Annotated in this window: 16 protein-coding genes; 4 read left to right on the forward strand and 12 right to left on the reverse strand. The window is 64.0% G+C overall.

Translation table 11 applies throughout. From position 1 onward, the window contains the following. The first annotated feature begins 2 nt into the window (after positions 1-2). Positions 3-380 carry a histone-like nucleoid-structuring protein MvaT gene (gene mvaT, locus LJX93_RS21755; protein ID WP_033702773.1) on the forward strand — a complete coding sequence of 126 codons (378 nt, stop codon included), beginning with the start codon at positions 3-5 and terminating at the stop codon, positions 378-380. A gap of 70 nt (positions 381-450) precedes the next feature. On the opposite strand, the gene sbcB is transcribed toward mvaT, so the two are convergent. From sbcB to LJX93_RS21770, 3 genes are all read right to left on the reverse strand, one after another. Beyond that, complete coding sequence (gene sbcB, locus LJX93_RS21760) at positions 451-1,887, reverse strand: exodeoxyribonuclease I (protein WP_162525070.1); 1,437 nt, start codon at positions 1,885-1,887, stop codon at positions 451-453. A 67-nt stretch (positions 1,888-1,954) separates the two neighbouring features. Beyond that, positions 1,955-2,314 carry a PilZ domain-containing protein gene (locus tag LJX93_RS21765; protein ID WP_033702999.1) on the reverse strand — a complete coding sequence of 120 codons (360 nt, stop codon included), beginning with the start codon at positions 2,312-2,314 and terminating at the stop codon, positions 1,955-1,957. A 123-nt stretch (positions 2,315-2,437) separates the two neighbouring features. Continuing rightward, entirely contained in the window at positions 2,438-2,824 is a 387-nt protein-coding gene (locus LJX93_RS21770) for a hypothetical protein (RefSeq protein WP_033702775.1), read from the reverse strand. 180 nt (positions 2,825-3,004) lie between these two features. On the opposite strand from LJX93_RS21770, the gene pyk reads away from it, so the two are divergent. Beyond that, positions 3,005-4,459, forward strand: a complete 1,455-nt coding sequence (gene pyk, locus LJX93_RS21775) for a pyruvate kinase (RefSeq protein WP_033702776.1) — start codon at positions 3,005-3,007, stop codon at positions 4,457-4,459. 143 nt (positions 4,460-4,602) lie between these two features. Here the strand turns inward: pyk and LJX93_RS21780 are convergent, their stop codons facing one another. Next, positions 4,603-5,523 carry an iron-sulfur-binding ferredoxin reductase gene (locus LJX93_RS21780; protein WP_227696411.1) on the reverse strand — a complete coding sequence of 307 codons (921 nt, stop codon included), beginning with the start codon at positions 5,521-5,523 and terminating at the stop codon, positions 4,603-4,605. A gap of 249 nt (positions 5,524-5,772) precedes the next feature. Here LJX93_RS21780 and LJX93_RS21785 point away from each other — a divergent pair, with 249 nt between their 5' ends. Then, positions 5,773-7,296 carry a fumarate hydratase gene (locus LJX93_RS21785; RefSeq protein ID WP_033702778.1) on the forward strand — a complete coding sequence of 508 codons (1,524 nt, stop codon included), beginning with the start codon at positions 5,773-5,775 and terminating at the stop codon, positions 7,294-7,296. 51 nt (positions 7,297-7,347) lie between these two features. Here LJX93_RS21785 and LJX93_RS21790 read toward each other — a convergent pair whose 3' ends face one another. Next, entirely contained in the window at positions 7,348-8,220 is an 873-nt protein-coding gene (locus tag LJX93_RS21790) for a carbon-nitrogen hydrolase family protein (RefSeq protein WP_047582711.1), read from the reverse strand. Further along, positions 8,217-8,807 carry a GNAT family N-acetyltransferase gene (locus LJX93_RS21795; RefSeq protein ID WP_033702780.1) on the reverse strand — a complete coding sequence of 197 codons (591 nt, stop codon included), beginning with the start codon at positions 8,805-8,807 and terminating at the stop codon, positions 8,217-8,219. Before LJX93_RS21795 ends, LJX93_RS21790 begins: the two co-directional genes overlap by 4 nt. A 115-nt stretch (positions 8,808-8,922) precedes the next feature. Here LJX93_RS21795 and LJX93_RS21800 point away from each other — a divergent pair, with 115 nt between their 5' ends. Continuing rightward, the gene (locus tag LJX93_RS21800) at positions 8,923-9,321 is read left to right on the forward strand and encodes a nuclear transport factor 2 family protein (protein WP_033702781.1); all 399 of its coding nucleotides are present in this window, start codon (positions 8,923-8,925) and stop codon (positions 9,319-9,321) included. A 35-nt stretch (positions 9,322-9,356) separates the two neighbouring features. Here LJX93_RS21800 and LJX93_RS21805 read toward each other — a convergent pair whose 3' ends face one another. The 6 genes from LJX93_RS21805 to LJX93_RS21830 all read right to left on the reverse strand — a co-directional run bounded on the left by LJX93_RS21805 (position 9,357) and on the right by LJX93_RS21830 (position 14,109). Beyond that, on the reverse strand, positions 9,357-9,935 hold the full coding sequence (locus LJX93_RS21805; RefSeq protein WP_033702782.1) for a DJ-1/PfpI family protein: 579 nt from the start codon (positions 9,933-9,935) through the stop codon (positions 9,357-9,359). Between the two features lie 51 nt (positions 9,936-9,986). After that, entirely contained in the window at positions 9,987-11,144 is a 1,158-nt protein-coding gene (locus LJX93_RS21810; RefSeq protein ID WP_033702783.1) for a phospholipase D-like domain-containing protein, read from the reverse strand. Between the two features lies 1 nt (position 11,145). Beyond that, positions 11,146-11,727 carry a YceI family protein gene (locus LJX93_RS21815; protein ID WP_033702784.1) on the reverse strand — a complete coding sequence of 194 codons (582 nt, stop codon included), beginning with the start codon at positions 11,725-11,727 and terminating at the stop codon, positions 11,146-11,148. Between the two features lie 43 nt (positions 11,728-11,770). After that, positions 11,771-12,079, reverse strand: a complete 309-nt coding sequence (locus tag LJX93_RS21820) for an amidase (protein ID WP_227696412.1) — start codon at positions 12,077-12,079, stop codon at positions 11,771-11,773. Continuing rightward, positions 12,076-13,140 carry a serine hydrolase domain-containing protein gene (locus tag LJX93_RS21825; protein ID WP_033703001.1) on the reverse strand — a complete coding sequence of 355 codons (1,065 nt, stop codon included), beginning with the start codon at positions 13,138-13,140 and terminating at the stop codon, positions 12,076-12,078. Before LJX93_RS21825 ends, LJX93_RS21820 begins: the two co-directional genes overlap by 4 nt. Positions 13,141-13,221: 81 nt before the next feature. Continuing rightward, positions 13,222-14,109, reverse strand: a complete 888-nt coding sequence (locus LJX93_RS21830) for an acyl-CoA dehydrogenase (RefSeq protein WP_186659641.1) — start codon at positions 14,107-14,109, stop codon at positions 13,222-13,224. Positions 14,110-14,145 lie beyond the last annotated feature (36 nt).

Genomic DNA, 14,145 nt, shown 5'->3' on the forward strand with positions numbered 1-14,145 from the left:
CCATGTCCCTGATTAACGAGTACCGCGCCACCGAAGAAGCCATCAAGGAACTTCAGGCCCGCCTGGCCAACCTGTCCCAGGATGACAAGCTGAAGCAAGAGCTGGAGTTCGAAGGCAAACTGCGCACGCTGATGGGCGAGTACTCCAAGTCGCTGCGTGATGTGATTGCCCTGCTCGACCCAGAGTCGAAACTGAGCAAGGCGCCACGTGGCGCGGTCAAGGTCACCGCCACTAAGCGTGCGCGCAAGGTCAAACAATACAAGAACCCGCACAATGGTGAAGTGATCGAAACCAAAGGCGGCAACCACAAGACCCTGAAAGAATGGAAAGCCAAGTGGGGTGGTGACGTGGTTGAAAGCTGGGCGACCCTGCTGGACTGATAGTCCGCACGCTCACATTGCTTGACGCAACAAAAACGCCGGCTCGATGCCGGCGTTTTTGTTTGTCCACTCAGCGCGCAATTGCAAATTGTGTCTTCAGTTTACTGGCGTGTTCCTGCCAGGCGTCCAATACCCGGCGGCCCGCCTCGTCGGCGCTTTCCCAGGCACGCTGGCGCGCCTGCTCGAAATCACCCAGGGTATTCGGCGCGCCCCACTGGGGGTCGCTCAGACGTTGCTGACAGAATGCATACCAGCGCTGGCGCTCTTCGCTATTCAAGGTGTCAGGGAAGTTGCGTGCCCGATAACGGAACAACAGTTCAGGCATGCGCGGGTCATCGAACATCCAGTGCCCCTGGCCCAACTGCGCAGGTTCCAGCGTGCGAACTTGCTCGCACAAACGGCGGTCGCGGTCCCCTAGAAAACCGTCATACAACTGTTGTTCAGGGTCTTCACTCGGGGCGAAATCATCATTGCCATAAATGTGCGCCAGCTTGTCTTGCCAGTCCGCCTGTTGATTGGCCAATTGCTCGCCGCGCCATTGTAACAACGTCAAGTCCACACCCAGGCGCTGTTGATCGGCCGGGCGCAATACCGAGAGCGGTGCCAGCACCGGGCAACGGTTGATTTGCACCAATTTAAGCGGAACGGGTAATTCACCTTCTGCCAGATCTTCATGCCGGGTATACAAGCGCTGGCGAAGAACTTCGGCACTTTCCCGTATTAACGGTAGGGTTTCCTGATGCAGGTCGCAGACAATCAGGGCATTGCGATTGCGCGGGTGCCACGCCAACGGCAGGACCACCCCCAGGTAATTACGTGCCGCCGAAAATCGCCCAGAGATATGGACCAGTGGCTGCAACAAACGAATCTGCTCCATCACTTTATGTTTGCTGCGCAACTGAAACAGCCACTCATACAACTTCGGTTGTTTTTGCCGAATCAAGCGCGCCAGGGCAATGGTGGCCCGCACGTCGGAAAGTGCTTCGTGGGCATGGCCATGGTCGATGCCATTGGCTTTGCTGAGCAGTTCCAGGCGCAGGCTGGTGCGGCCATCCTGCTGCGGCCACTCGATGCCTTCAGGGCGCAGTGCATAGGCCGTGCGCACGATGTCGATCAGGTCCCAGCGGCTGTTGCCGCCCTGCCATTCACGGGCGTAAGGGTCAAAAAAGTTGCGGTACAGGCTGTAACGCGTCACCTCATCGTCGAAACGCAAGGTGTTGTAGCCGGCACCACAGGTGCCAGGGCGCGCCAGTTGCTCGTGCACGCGGGTCATGAACTCGGCTTCGCACAGCCCCTGGGCTTGCAGTTGCTGCGGGGTGATACCGGTTACCAGGCAGGCGGCCGGGTGCGGCAGGATGTCGTCGGAGGGGTTGCAAAAGAGGCTGATCGGTTCTTCGATCTCGTTGAGGTCGAAATCGGTGCGTACACCGGCCACCTGCAGTGGCCGGTCGCAGCGCGGGTTGATGCCAGTGGTTTCGTAGTCGTGCCAGAAAATGCTGGAGCTCACGGGGTCGTCCTGTATCAAGGTCGACCCGATTCTAGCGCGATTCTCGCGCGCCAAGGCTCAGGGGGAGTCAGGCGGATGCGTTGGCGGGGCGGAAACTGAAATAGTCGCGCAACGAGCGGACGAATTCATCGTACTCGCGGGGCGCCTGCAGCAACATGAAGCCGGAATCGTAGTTGCCGGGCGTCTGGTCTTCGCGGCACCACAGGCAACTGGCGGTGAGGTTGATGAACTGATACCCGCCACCGGCCAGCGGCAAGCGCAGTTGCAGTTCGTAGTCTGGCCCGACCAGTACCGGCAGTTGGCTGATCAGCATCAGCCCATCTTCGGAGGCATTACCCAGCTGGCCGATCGCCTGATCGGTAAAACGGTTGAAGACCTTGAGAACGCAGGGCAACTGATGGCGTTCGATATGCCGCTTGTTGAACATGATCACAAGTGCAGTCCGTACCCGGTGCCAGGAATGCGAGGTACTGGCGGTTGTTGTAACAACTGAGTTACAGATTAGCGCAGCGCGCACGGTAAATCCCGTGAAATAAATCACACCTTGGCATTAACGCCAAGGGGTGACCTTCACCGGGTTGGCCACGGCCGCTTCGGCACCGCGGTAATGGCCAAGCTGCTCCAGTGTTTGCAGGCGAGCCTGGGCACGGTACGCGTATTCGTTGCCGGGGTACTGCTGGATCAGGTACTCGTAGGTCTGCGCTGCATCCACGAACAGCTTCTGGCGCTCCAGGCACTGGCCGCGCAGCAGCGACACCTCCGGGTGGACGAACGGTCGTGCGCGGCTGGTGCGGTCAACCTGCGACAGCTCCAGCATGACCCGCTGGCAATCGCCGCGGTCATAGGCACGGTAGGCGTTGTTCAAGTGGTGGTCCATGGACCAGCGGGTGCAGCCGACGGCGCTGGCCGCCAAGGCTAAAACGATCAGGGCTCGCATGGGGGGTCTCCTTTGATGCCAGTGTATCGGCCTTTGCCGATAAATCTTCACACCCTTTTGCAAGGATGGCCTGACCGTTCAAACGCCACCCTGCCTCGCTCGCAGGTAGTGCAACGGAACAATGACTACAGCGCGATTCAGGAGTAGCCTTTCGCTGCGCTTCACTATAGGAGTCTGTGCATGACCATCCGCCGTACCAAAATCGTCGCCACCCTTGGCCCCGCCAGCAACTCGCCGGAAGTGATCGAACAACTGATCCTTGCCGGCCTGGACGTGGCACGTCTGAACTTCTCCCACGGCACCCCGGACGAGCACAAAGCGCGCGCCCGCCTGATCCGTGACATCGCCGCCAAGAACGGCCGCCATGTCGCTTTGCTGGGCGACCTGCAAGGTCCGAAGATCCGCATCGCCAAGTTCAGCAACAAGCGCATTGAATTGAAGATCGGTGACACGTTCACCTTCTCCACCGCCCACCCGCTGACCGAAGGCAACCAGGACATCGTCGGTATCGACTACCCCGACCTGGTCAAGGACTGCGGCGTTGGTGACGAACTGCTGCTCGACGATGGCCGTGTGGTCATGCGCGTCGAGACCGCTACCGCTGATGCACTGCACTGCGTGGTGATCATCGGTGGCCCGCTGTCGGACCACAAAGGCATCAACCGCAAAGGTGGCGGCCTGACCGCGCCGGCCCTGACCGAAAAAGACAAGGCCGACATCAAGCTGGCCGCGGAAATGGACCTGGACTACCTGGCCGTATCGTTCCCGCGTGACGCCAGCGACATGGAATATGCCCGCAAGCTGCGTGACGAGTCCGGCGGCAGCGCCTGGCTGGTGGCCAAGATCGAGCGTGCCGAAGCCGTTGCCGACGACGAGACCCTCGACAAGCTGATCGCCGCCTCCGACGCAGTGATGGTTGCCCGTGGCGACCTGGGTGTGGAAATCGGCGACGCCGAGCTGATCGGCATCCAGAAAAAGATCATCCAGCACGCCCGCCGCAACAACAAGGCGGTGATCGTGGCGACCCAGATGATGGAGTCGATGATCCAGAACCCGATGCCGACCCGCGCTGAAGTGTCCGACGTGGCCAACGCCGTGCTCGACAACACCGATGCGGTGATGCTGTCGGCCGAAAGTGCTGCCGGTTCCTACCCGATCGAAGCCGTACAGGCCATGGCGCGGATTTGCCAAGGTGCCGAAAAGCACCCGACCAACCAGAAATCCAGCCACCGCCTGCACACCACCTTCGAGCGTTGCGACGAAAGCATCGCCCTGGCGGCCATGTACACCGCCAACCACTTCCCGGGCGTCAAGGCGATCATCGCCCTCACCGAAAGTGGCTACACCCCGCTGATCATGTCGCGCCTGCGTTCGCACGTGCCAATCTTCGCCCTGTCGCCGCACCGCGCTACCCAGGCTCGCGCCTCGATGTTCCGTGGTGTCTACCCGATCGCCTTCGACCCGGCTTCGCTGCCGGCCGACAAGGTGAGCCAAGCGGCGGTCGACGAACTGCTCAAGCGTGGCCTGGTGCAACAGGGTGACTGGGTGATCCTGACCAAGGGCGACAGCTACCACACCATCGGTGGCACCAACGGCATGAAGATCCTGCATGTCGGTGATCCGCTGGTCGGCTGATAGCCTTTCCAGGGGGGCCGCTCTGCGGCCCCTTCGCGGGGCAAGCCCGCTCCCACAGTTACCCTTCTGAACTCAGGCGCAGTCAGGTCCCTGTGGGAGCGGGCTTGCCCCGCGAAAGGGTCGGCATAGGCGCGCAACATTCCTCAGGCATGCTCGACAAACACATCGGCAAACACCTGGTTCCTCGGCACCCCCGCAATAAACAGCCGCCGCGCAAACCGCTCGACACTCCCCGGCGAGCCACACAGCAGCGCGATGGTCTGCCGTGATGACGGCCGCAACGCCGCCAGCGCTTCATCCAACTGCTCCGCCAGCACCTGCTCGACACGCACCCCGTCCATTGCCAGCAACGGCTCAGCCAGATAATGCCCGGCGTGCTCACGCGCCACATGCAGCACCCTGATCTCACCCCGATGCCCCTGGCGCAGCGCCTCGCGCAAGATGCCCCACAATGGCGCAAGCCCCGTCCCGGCCGCCAGCAACCACAGCGCACGGTCCTGCCAGTCCGGGTCATAATGCAACGCCCCGCCCCTCAGCTCGCCCAGACGCAGTTCATCGCCAACCCGCAAGGCCCGGGCCTGGTCACAGAAAGCCCCTGGCCGCTGGCAATCGACATGAAACTCCAGCAAGGCGTCTTCACCCGGCAGGCTTGCCAAGGAATACGGTCGCGCGACCGCACCGTTCCACAGCACCAGATGCTGGCCGGCCTGATACCGCAGCGCCCGCTCAGGCCGCAGGCGCAAGCGCAACACATCGCCAAACCAGTCCAGTTCACACACCGTTGCGGGCACCCCTTCGAGCTGCGGGTCGTACACCGCCACGCGCAGGTCGTCCACCACCCGGCACTGGCAGGCCAGGCGCCAGCCCTGTGCGTGCTTGTCCAGCGCCAACGCCTCGGGCAGCGCATCCACCGGTTGCCCATCCAGGCAATGCACCAGGCAGGCGTGGCAACTGCCCGCACGGCAGCTGTAGGGCACATTCAAGCCTGCCTCGTTCAAGGCATCGAGCAGGTTACTGCCGGTGGGCACCGTCCAGCGGCTCTCGCCCACACAGAGTTCAGGCATGGTCATTACTTCCTTGGTCTACATCGCCACTCTAAGGCAAGCCGCTATCGGCAGCAAAAAGGATGCCCGCCGCACTGCCGACCATGGTCCAGACCACGCGCAGGTGTTTCGCACGGTGAGGCGCGCTATACTGCCGCGCCTTTTTACGTCGGCCTGACCTGCCGACGCCTTGCCAGGCGTTTCGACACACAGGTGTGCAGTGTCGGAAAGCCTTTACGAATGTTCCCGTCTTTAAGAGGAGCGCGCTGCATGACCGTGATCAAGCAAGACGACCTGATTCAGAGCGTCGCCGACGCCCTGCAATTCATTTCGTACTACCACCCCGTCGATTTCATCCAGGCGATGCACGAGGCCTACCTGCGTGAAGAGTCGCCTGCCGCGCGCGACTCCATCGCCCAGATCCTGATCAACTCGCGCATGTGCGCCACCGGCCACCGCCCGATCTGCCAGGACACCGGTATCGTCACCGTGTTCGTGCGTGTGGGCATGGACGTGCGCTGGGACGGCGCCACCCTGAGCGTCGACGACATGATCAACGAAGGTGTGCGTCGCGCCTACAACCTGCCTGAGAACGTCCTGCGCGCCTCGATCCTGGCCGACCCGGCCGGTGCCCGCAAGAACACCAAGGACAACACCCCGGCCGTCATCCACTACTCGATCGTCCCTGGCGACAAGGTCGAAGTCGATGTCGCAGCCAAAGGCGGCGGCTCGGAAAACAAGTCGAAGATGGCCATGCTCAACCCGTCCGACTCGATCGTCGACTGGGTGCTGAAGACCGTCCCGACCATGGGCGCCGGCTGGTGCCCACCTGGCATGCTCGGCATCGGCATCGGCGGCACCGCCGAAAAAGCTGCGGTCATGGCCAAGGAAGTGTTGATGGAGTCCATCGACATTCATGAACTCAAAGCCCGTGGCCCGCAGAACCGCATCGAAGAGATCCGCCTGGAGCTGTTCGACAAGGTCAACCAGCTGGGCATCGGCGCCCAGGGCCTGGGCGGCCTGACCACCGTGCTCGACGTCAAGATCATGGACTACCCGACCCACGCCGCCTCCCTGCCGGTGTGCATGATCCCGAACTGCGCCGCCACCCGTCACGCGCACTTCGTGCTCGACGGCAGCGGCCCGGCCGAGCTGGAAGCGCCATCGCTGGACGCCTACCCGGAAATCGTCTGGGAAGCCGGCCCAAGCGCCCGTCGCGTCGACCTCGACTCGATCACCCCGGAAGAAGTCGCCAGCTGGAAGCCAGGCGAGACCATCCTGCTCAACGGCAAGATGCTCACCGGCCGCGACGCCGCGCACAAGCGCATGGTCGAGATGCTCAACCGTGGCGAAGAACTGCCGGTCGACCTGAAAGGCCGCTTCATCTACTACGTCGGCCCGGTCGACCCGGTCGGTGACGAAGTGGTAGGCCCAGCCGGCCCGACCACTGCTACCCGCATGGACAAGTTCACCCGCCAGATCCTCGAGCAGACTGGCCTGCTGGGCATGATCGGCAAGTCCGAGCGTGGCCCGACCGCTATCGAAGCGATCAAGGACAACAAGGCCGTGTACCTGATGGCCGTCGGCGGCGCCGCCTACCTGGTGGCTCAGGCGATCCGCAAGTCCAAGGTCCTGGCGTTCGCCGAGCTGGGCATGGAAGCGATCTACGAGTTCGAAGTGAAGGACATGCCGGTCACTGTCGCGGTGGACAGCAACGGTGAGTCGGTGCACATCACCGGCCCCGCGCTGTGGCAGAGCAAGATTGCCGAAAGCCTGGCGGTTGAAGTGAAGTGATTCACCCTCCGGCCTGATCGAAAACGCCCGGCATCTGCCGGGCGTTTTCATTTACAGGCTGCGCTCGAACTGCTCTGGCCAGTCGCGCCGGGTAAACACCTGCCCCTGCTCCCTTACCCGCCGCACCGCCGCCAGGTCCACGTCACAGATCAGCCACTGGCTGCCGGCCGGGTCAAGCTCGGTACTCAGGGCCACCACTCCGTCCTTCGGCATGCCATGGTCCGGCGGCACAAACAACCCGGCCCGCCCAATGTTCTCATCCAGCGCCTGCGACCACGCGGCCAACCCCACCGTGGGGCTCTGCAACACGGCAATCTGGTTCTCCAGGGCCCGCGCCTGGGCACCAATGCGCACCCGGTGGTAACCGGCTTCGGTATCGGTGCAGCTCGGTGCCAGAATCAGGTCGGCGCCCCCTTCTGCCAGGCGCCGTGCCAGCATCGGGAATTCGTTGTCGTAGCAGATCAGAATGCCCAGCCGCCCCAGCTGGGTATCGAACACCTTCAGGCCATCGCCCGGGGCAATGTCCCATTGTTCCCGCTCGAAGCGCGTCATCATCAGCTTGTCCTGATGCCCCAGTTCACCCTCGGGGCCAAACAGCCAGGCACGGTTGCGATAGCGGCCATCGCTGTCCTGCACCGGCAGGCTGCCGGGCTGCAGGTAGACGCCCCAGCGGCGAGCAATGCGCTCGCACAGCGCTTTCCAAGGTTCGATCAAGGGCTGGATACCGGCGATAGAAGCCTTCAAATCACCCCGCTGCTGCACAGGTAACAGCCCGCTGAGTACCAGGCCCGCGTATTCCGGCAACAGCAGCAGCTGAGCGCCGGCCTCGGCCGCTTCGGCGCACAGACCCTGCAGATGATCGACGTAGGCATCCCAGGTCTTGTGCAGCTCGATGGCATACTGGCAGGCCGCGAGGCGGGTCATATCGGCAGTTCCTTGAGCCAGAACGACATGATCTTTTCCGACGATTCCTGTTCATCCAGGTCGCGCCAGGCATAGTGGGTGCGCAACGAGGGGTCGTGCAGGAACCCACGATTGCGCCAGAACCCCTGCAAGGGCTTGTAGTGCGCCGGGCGCAGCGGGTGCACGCCCGGCCGTTCCACGGCACAGAAGGCGCAATAATCGAACTCGGCGAGTTTGTGGGCGTAGGACTCGCGCTCGATGAAAAAACGCACCCCCAGCCCTTGGCCACGGTACTCCGGCAGCACCACCGACTCACCGAAGTAGTACACGCTGGCAGGGTCACGCCCCTGGGCCAGGAACGGCTGCTGGAACTCGGCGGCAACGTCCACCAGCGGCAGGCTGGTGGCGGCACCCACCACCCGGCCGGCGTCCAGCGCCAGTACCACCAGGCTGCGCCCGGAGCGGGCATAGGTAGATAAGTAGTCGGCCTCGTACTCCGGCGTACCGTCGTACAGGTAGGGAAACTCGCGGAACACGGTCAAGCGCAGGCGAGCGAGGTCATCGATGTAAGGCGCGATAGCGGCGCCGTGCAACAGGCGGATTTCCATGCTTGGCGGTCGTTTTGTCGATGTGGATGACGCGCTCGGCTAAGCCGGGCTTGAGGGGAAACCCTATCATCCAAGCCAACGCACCGCCTTTTCCCAACACGACAGGAATTGTTCCATGACCGCTACCGAACTGGTAAATGCCTACTACGCCGCCTTCAATGCCGGTGACATGCCCGGCTTTCTCGCACTGCTGAACGAAGATGTGATCCACGACATCAACCAGGGCGAGCGGCAGATGGGCAAGGCCAGGTTTGCCGCGTTCATGGACAAGATGAACCGCTGCTACCGCGAGCGCCTGGCCGATATCGTGGTCATGCAGAATGCCGACGGCAGCCGCGCAGCCGCGGAGTTCACCGTGCATGGCGAGTACATCGCCGATGACGAAGGCCTGCCCGCGGCCAACGGGCAGACCTATGTGCTGTCGGCGGGGGCGTTCTTCTATATCCACTGCGGCAAGATTGCCCGGGTGACCAACTATTACAACCTCAATGACTGGGTCGAGCAGGTCGGCTGAGTCTGCTTACGCTTTTGTAGGAGCGGCCGTGTAGATCAGGCGATACGTGTACCCAGCACCTTGAGGAAAGCCGCCAGCCAGGCCGGGTGCGCAGGCCATGCCGGCGCGGTCACCAGGTTGCCTTCCACATGCGCCTGGTCCACCGCGATATCAATGAACGTCCCGCCCGCCAAACGCACCTCCGGCGCACAGGCAGGGTAGGCACTGCATTCGCGCCCTTCCAGCACACCCGCCGCTGCCAGCAACTGCGCGCCATGGCACACCGCCGCAATCGGTTTGCCTGCCTGGTCGAACGCCTTGACCAGCTCCAGCACCCGCTCATCCAGGCGCAAGTATTCCGGGGCACGGCCACCGGGGATCAGCAAGGCGTCATAGCTTTCGGCACGCACCCGCACAAAGTCATAGTTCAGGGCAAAGTTGTGCCCCGGCTTTTCGCTGTACGTCTGCTCACCCTCGAAATCATGGATCGCGGTGCGCACGGTCTGGCCCGCAAGCTTCTCGGGGCAGACAGCGTGCACCGTATGACCAACCATGCTCAGGGCCTGGAACGGCACCATCGCTTCGTAATCCTCGACGTAGTCGCCAACCAGCATGAGAATTTTCTTCGCCGTCATCGCATCCACTCCTTCCATTGCTTGTGAACAGTCACTGCACGATAGTCGCTCTCAGTCACGCCGGTCGAGCAGGTTGACCACCAGACGGTCGAGCCAACCCCATACCCGCTGCTTCACCCGTCGCCACAGCGGCCTGGCGTTCCAGTGGTCGAGGTCGACCTCTTCGCTCAAGGCGAAGTCACGCTCGAAACTGGCCACCACGGCAGCGGTCAGCGGCGGGTCCAGGGCCTCGACATTGGCCTCGAGGTTGAAACGCAGGTTCCAGTGGTCGAAGTTGCACGAACCAACGCTCACCCAGTCGTCCACCACGGCCATCTTCAAGTGCAGAAAACACGGCTGGTACTCGAAAATCCTCACCCCGGCGCGCAGCAGGCGCGGGTAGTAACGATGCCCGGCATAGCGCACCGAGGGGTGATCGGTGCGCGGTCCGGTCAGCAGCAGGCGCACGTCCAGGCCCTTGCTGGCCGCGCGGCGCAACGAGCGGCGCACACTCCAGGTCGGCAAGAAATAAGGCGTCGCCAGCCACACCCGCTGCTTGCCGCTGTTGAGCGCGCGCACCAGCGAATGCAGGATGTCCTGATGCTGACGGGCGTCGGCATACGCTACCCGGCCCATGCCTTGCCCCTGCGCAGGCACCTTGGGCAGGCGCGGCAGGCCGAAACCTTCGGCTGGGCGCCAGGCGGTGCGCCGGTTGTTGGCGTGCCATTGGCGGTCGAACAACAACTGCCAGTCGCTGACCACCGGCCCCTGCATCTGCACCATTACCTCGTGCCATTCGCTGGTAGCGCTGGCCGGCGTCCAGAACTCGTCGGTGACACCCGTGCCCCCCACCACTGCCCAGCGCTCGTCCACCAGTAGCAGCTTGCGGTGATCGCGATACAGGTTGCGCAAGCCACGCTTCCAGCGCAGGCGGTTGTACCAGCGCAGGTACACGCCTGCTTCCAGCAGCCGCTGGCGCAGGGCACTGTTGAAGGCCAGCGAGCCATAGTCATCGAACAGGCAGCGCACCCGCACACCGCGCCGGGCGGCGTGTTCCAGCGCTGCGACGACCGCTTCGGCGCAGGCGCCAGCCTCGACCAGATACAGTTCGAGGTCGACCTGGAACTCGGCGCGCGTGATCGCCTCAAGCATGCGAGGGAAGAATTCGGGGCCGTCGATCAGCAGTTCGAACTGGTTGCCATCCCGCCAGGGGAAGACCGGCCCCGGCATGTCAGCGGGCGGTGAAGATCAGCACCGCATTGACCGGTACCGATGGGTTGATGGACTTGAGCCCGGCAAACTTGCGCAGGCTCTCCAGCCCCGGCATCAGGCCGAAATCCTCGGCGCGCAGTACCAGGGGCTCCAGGGTCACCACCTGGAAGCGCCGCTCGTCCAGCCGCGTGGCCAGCAGCAAGGCGTTGTAGCGGTGGGATTGGCCATGCAGGGTAACGGTCAGCGGCAGGCGCAGTTCGATTTGCGCACCGCTGGCCAGGTCGTTGATCGGGCGCAGGTCCAGTTGCGCCTTCACCGTCGCCTCGGCAAAACGCTCGACCTCGAACAGACCGTCGCGCATGCGTTCGTCGCGCAAGGGGATACCGCTGCTCACCGAGTCCATCTCGATGCGCAGGCCGGCCGCGCCCTTGCGGTCTACCGTGCCATGCAGCACCAGGAAGCGATGGACTTCGGCGGTATCACCGTTCTTGCCGGTAATGAACGACAGGCGCGATGACTCGCCATCGAGGTGCCAGTTGGCGTGGGCGGGCAGGCATAGAGCCAGCAACAAGGCGGGCAGCAGGCGGGGCAACTTGAACATGACAGATCTCGTGAAACAAGACCGCAACCTTACCCGCCCGCCATCATGGCAGCAAGCGGCAGCCCACGCGTGCGGCCTGCCATGCGGCCTGGTTACGCCGGTCCAGGCCCTCGGCCGTGACCAGGCGCTGCGCACTGTTTTCCGCCAGCAGGCCAAGGGGCAGCCATTGCTTCACGTACCCCCGGCAATACGCCGGGTCAAACCCCATGACGAAGCGGCATGAGCAGTACTCCTTGGCCGAGTAGGCCGAAAGAATGCCCGGGAAGTCCGCCAACGCCTGACGTGCCTGCCAACCGCTCCATCCCAACGACACGCCAAGCAGCGCCAACAGCACCAGCAGCACCCGCCTCATGCGCCCTCCCCGGCCAGCGCCGCCAGTACCCGTTCGAGCAGTTGGTCATGCTGGTAACTGTCGCCTCGGTCATCGGCATAGCGAACGATCACCAGCTTCTGCGTCGGCAACACGTACAGCGCCTGGCCCCAATGACCGAGCGCGGCGTAGGTGTCAGCCGGCGCATGCGGCCAGGGACGAGCCCCGCCTGGCGACGCGGTGTTGAGCCACCAGTGGCCGCCTGGGTTGGCCTCGCCGGGTACAGCCTCGGCCAGGGCAAACGGCGTGCGGTTGAACGCCACCCATGTCGCAGGCACCAGTTGGCGCTCGCGCCAGCGCCCGTCGCGCTGCATCAGCAGGCCGATGCGCGCCAGGTCACGGGCAGTGAGGTACAGGTACGAAGACCCGACATAGCTCCCCGCGCCATCGCGTTCCCACACCGCGCTGTTGATGCCCAGCGGCGTGAACAGCGCCTGCCACGGGTAGTCGGCATACTCCCCGGCATCGAGCATGCCGCGCAGGGCCGCTGCCAACAGGTTGCTATCGCCGCTGGAGTAGAGAAAGCGCTGCCCCGGTAGCTGCGCCGCAGGCCGCGCTGCGGTATAGGCCGCCATGTCCTCACGACCACGGGTGTAGAGCATGGCCACCACCGAGGAGTGCAATGGTGCGTATTCGTAGTCTTCCTGCCAGGCCAAGCCGCTGGCCCAGTGCAGCAGGTCTCCCAGGCGCACCTGTGGGTGTGCCTGCATCGGGGGGTAGAAGCGGGCTACCGGGTCCTGCAGCTGGAAACGCCCTTCGCCTTGGGCCACGCCCAGTAGCGTGGCCAGCACGCTCTTGCTCACCGACCAGGTGAGGTGCGCGGTGCTGGCGGTGGTGGGCGCGGCGTAGCGTTCATGCAGGATGCGGCCGTCGCGGATGATCAGCAGGGCGTCGGTGCGCAGGCTCCCGTCAGGGGGGAAGGCATAGGCGTCGACGGCTTGCCAGTCGATGGGGGTGGGGTCGGTTTGCCAGTCGGGGGCCGGCCAGTCTTCGGCCCAGGCTGGGGCCACTGCCAGGCTGAGGGTTGCCAGTAGGGCTTTCAGGGTATCGAGCACTTGGGCCTCGGCGCCATGGGGCCGCTTTGCGGCCCCAGCATTCAATGGTTCACCGAGTCTGCCTGCCCTTCATGACAATCCCGCAGCCGCCCAGGCCTTGGCCAAACGTTTCTCCCGCGCTGCCGCCGCCAACGCCAACACCCCCTGATCACGCTGCCAGAGCTGCGCCCACTGCGCGGGCCCCGCCAGCAACGCCTCATCGATGTCGGCGCGCAGCGCCTGAAACTGGCCAAACAACCCCGCCAGCAGCAAATGGCAACCGACACTGTCGGCACACTGGCGGCTACCCTCGGCACAGCCGGCCAGTACGCCCAGCAAACGCAGACGCAACGCCTGCGGCCACGCACATTCCTGGCCGACGCCATACAGCCAGGCCGTCAACGCGGCGAGCACGTACAGGTCCTCCAGCGAGCGGAACGGTTTGACGTAAGCATCCCAGCCATCGCCTGCCAGCAACTCGCAAGCCGCCTGCTCCAGGTGCAGGCGGCCATGGCCGACTTCGGGCATCAGCGGCAAGGTCGGCAACGCTTCCAGCGTCACGCCCGGCTCCCCCGGGTACACCACCGCCAGGTTCAGCCGCACTGCCTCGCCTGGCGCTTCGCTGCGCGCGGCCACCAGCAGCCACTCCGCCTCAAGGCCGGCGGTGACGAAATCCTTGCTGCCGCCAAGGCGCAAACCGTCGAGACGGGTGCGCATGTCTGCCGGCCGCACGCTGCGCCGTTCGGTCGCGCACAGTGCGCCGAGGCTGGGTGGCGCACTGGGCCAGAGCACCCGCAAGGCGGCCTGGTAGCCGACCAGAAACGCCAGGCCCGGCGTGGGCATGGCGCGCCCGCCAAGCACCGCCAGTTCGAACGGGGCTACCTGGCCAAGGCGCTCGAGCAGCGCGGCGTAGGTTTCACCCAGGGTGCCGGCCATAGGGAGGCGCAGCGGGTCGTTGAGTCGTTGTAGCCAAGCCATCGCAGGATGCTCCTTGCTGGGGCGTGTGGGAGGGTG

Source organism: Pseudomonas sp. HN2-3, assembly GCF_020691745.1.
GTDB classification, from domain to species: Bacteria; Pseudomonadota; Gammaproteobacteria; order Pseudomonadales; family Pseudomonadaceae; genus Aquipseudomonas; species Aquipseudomonas capeferrum.

Bases quoted from the DNA above. Each gene is read 5' to 3' on its own strand.
- mvaT (WP_033702773.1), top strand. From the start codon at position 3: ATGTCCCTGATTAACGAGTACCGCGCCACCGAAGAAGCCATCAAGGAA.
- LJX93_RS21765 (WP_033702999.1), bottom strand. From the start codon at position 2,314: ATGTTCAACAAGCGGCATATCGAACGCCATCAGTTGCCCTGCGTTCTC.
- LJX93_RS21770 (WP_033702775.1), bottom strand. From the start codon at position 2,824: ATGCGAGCCCTGATCGTTTTAGCCTTGGCGGCCAGCGCCGTCGGCTGC.
- pyk (WP_033702776.1), top strand. From the start codon at position 3,005: ATGACCATCCGCCGTACCAAAATCGTCGCCACCCTTGGCCCCGCCAGC.
- LJX93_RS21780 (WP_227696411.1), bottom strand. From the start codon at position 5,523: ATGCCTGAACTCTGTGTGGGCGAGAGCCGCTGGACGGTGCCCACCGGC.
- LJX93_RS21785 (WP_033702778.1), top strand. From the start codon at position 5,773: ATGACCGTGATCAAGCAAGACGACCTGATTCAGAGCGTCGCCGACGCC.
- LJX93_RS21790 (WP_047582711.1), bottom strand. From the start codon at position 8,220: ATGACCCGCCTCGCGGCCTGCCAGTATGCCATCGAGCTGCACAAGACC.
- LJX93_RS21795 (WP_033702780.1), bottom strand. From the start codon at position 8,807: ATGGAAATCCGCCTGTTGCACGGCGCCGCTATCGCGCCTTACATCGAT.
- LJX93_RS21800 (WP_033702781.1), top strand. From the start codon at position 8,923: ATGACCGCTACCGAACTGGTAAATGCCTACTACGCCGCCTTCAATGCC.
- LJX93_RS21805 (WP_033702782.1), bottom strand. From the start codon at position 9,935: ATGACGGCGAAGAAAATTCTCATGCTGGTTGGCGACTACGTCGAGGAT.
- LJX93_RS21810 (WP_033702783.1), bottom strand. From the start codon at position 11,144: ATGCCGGGGCCGGTCTTCCCCTGGCGGGATGGCAACCAGTTCGAACTG.
- LJX93_RS21815 (WP_033702784.1), bottom strand. From the start codon at position 11,727: ATGTTCAAGTTGCCCCGCCTGCTGCCCGCCTTGTTGCTGGCTCTATGC.
- LJX93_RS21820 (WP_227696412.1), bottom strand. From the start codon at position 12,079: ATGAGGCGGGTGCTGCTGGTGCTGTTGGCGCTGCTTGGCGTGTCGTTG.
- LJX93_RS21830 (WP_186659641.1), bottom strand. From the start codon at position 14,109: ATGGCTTGGCTACAACGACTCAACGACCCGCTGCGCCTCCCTATGGCC.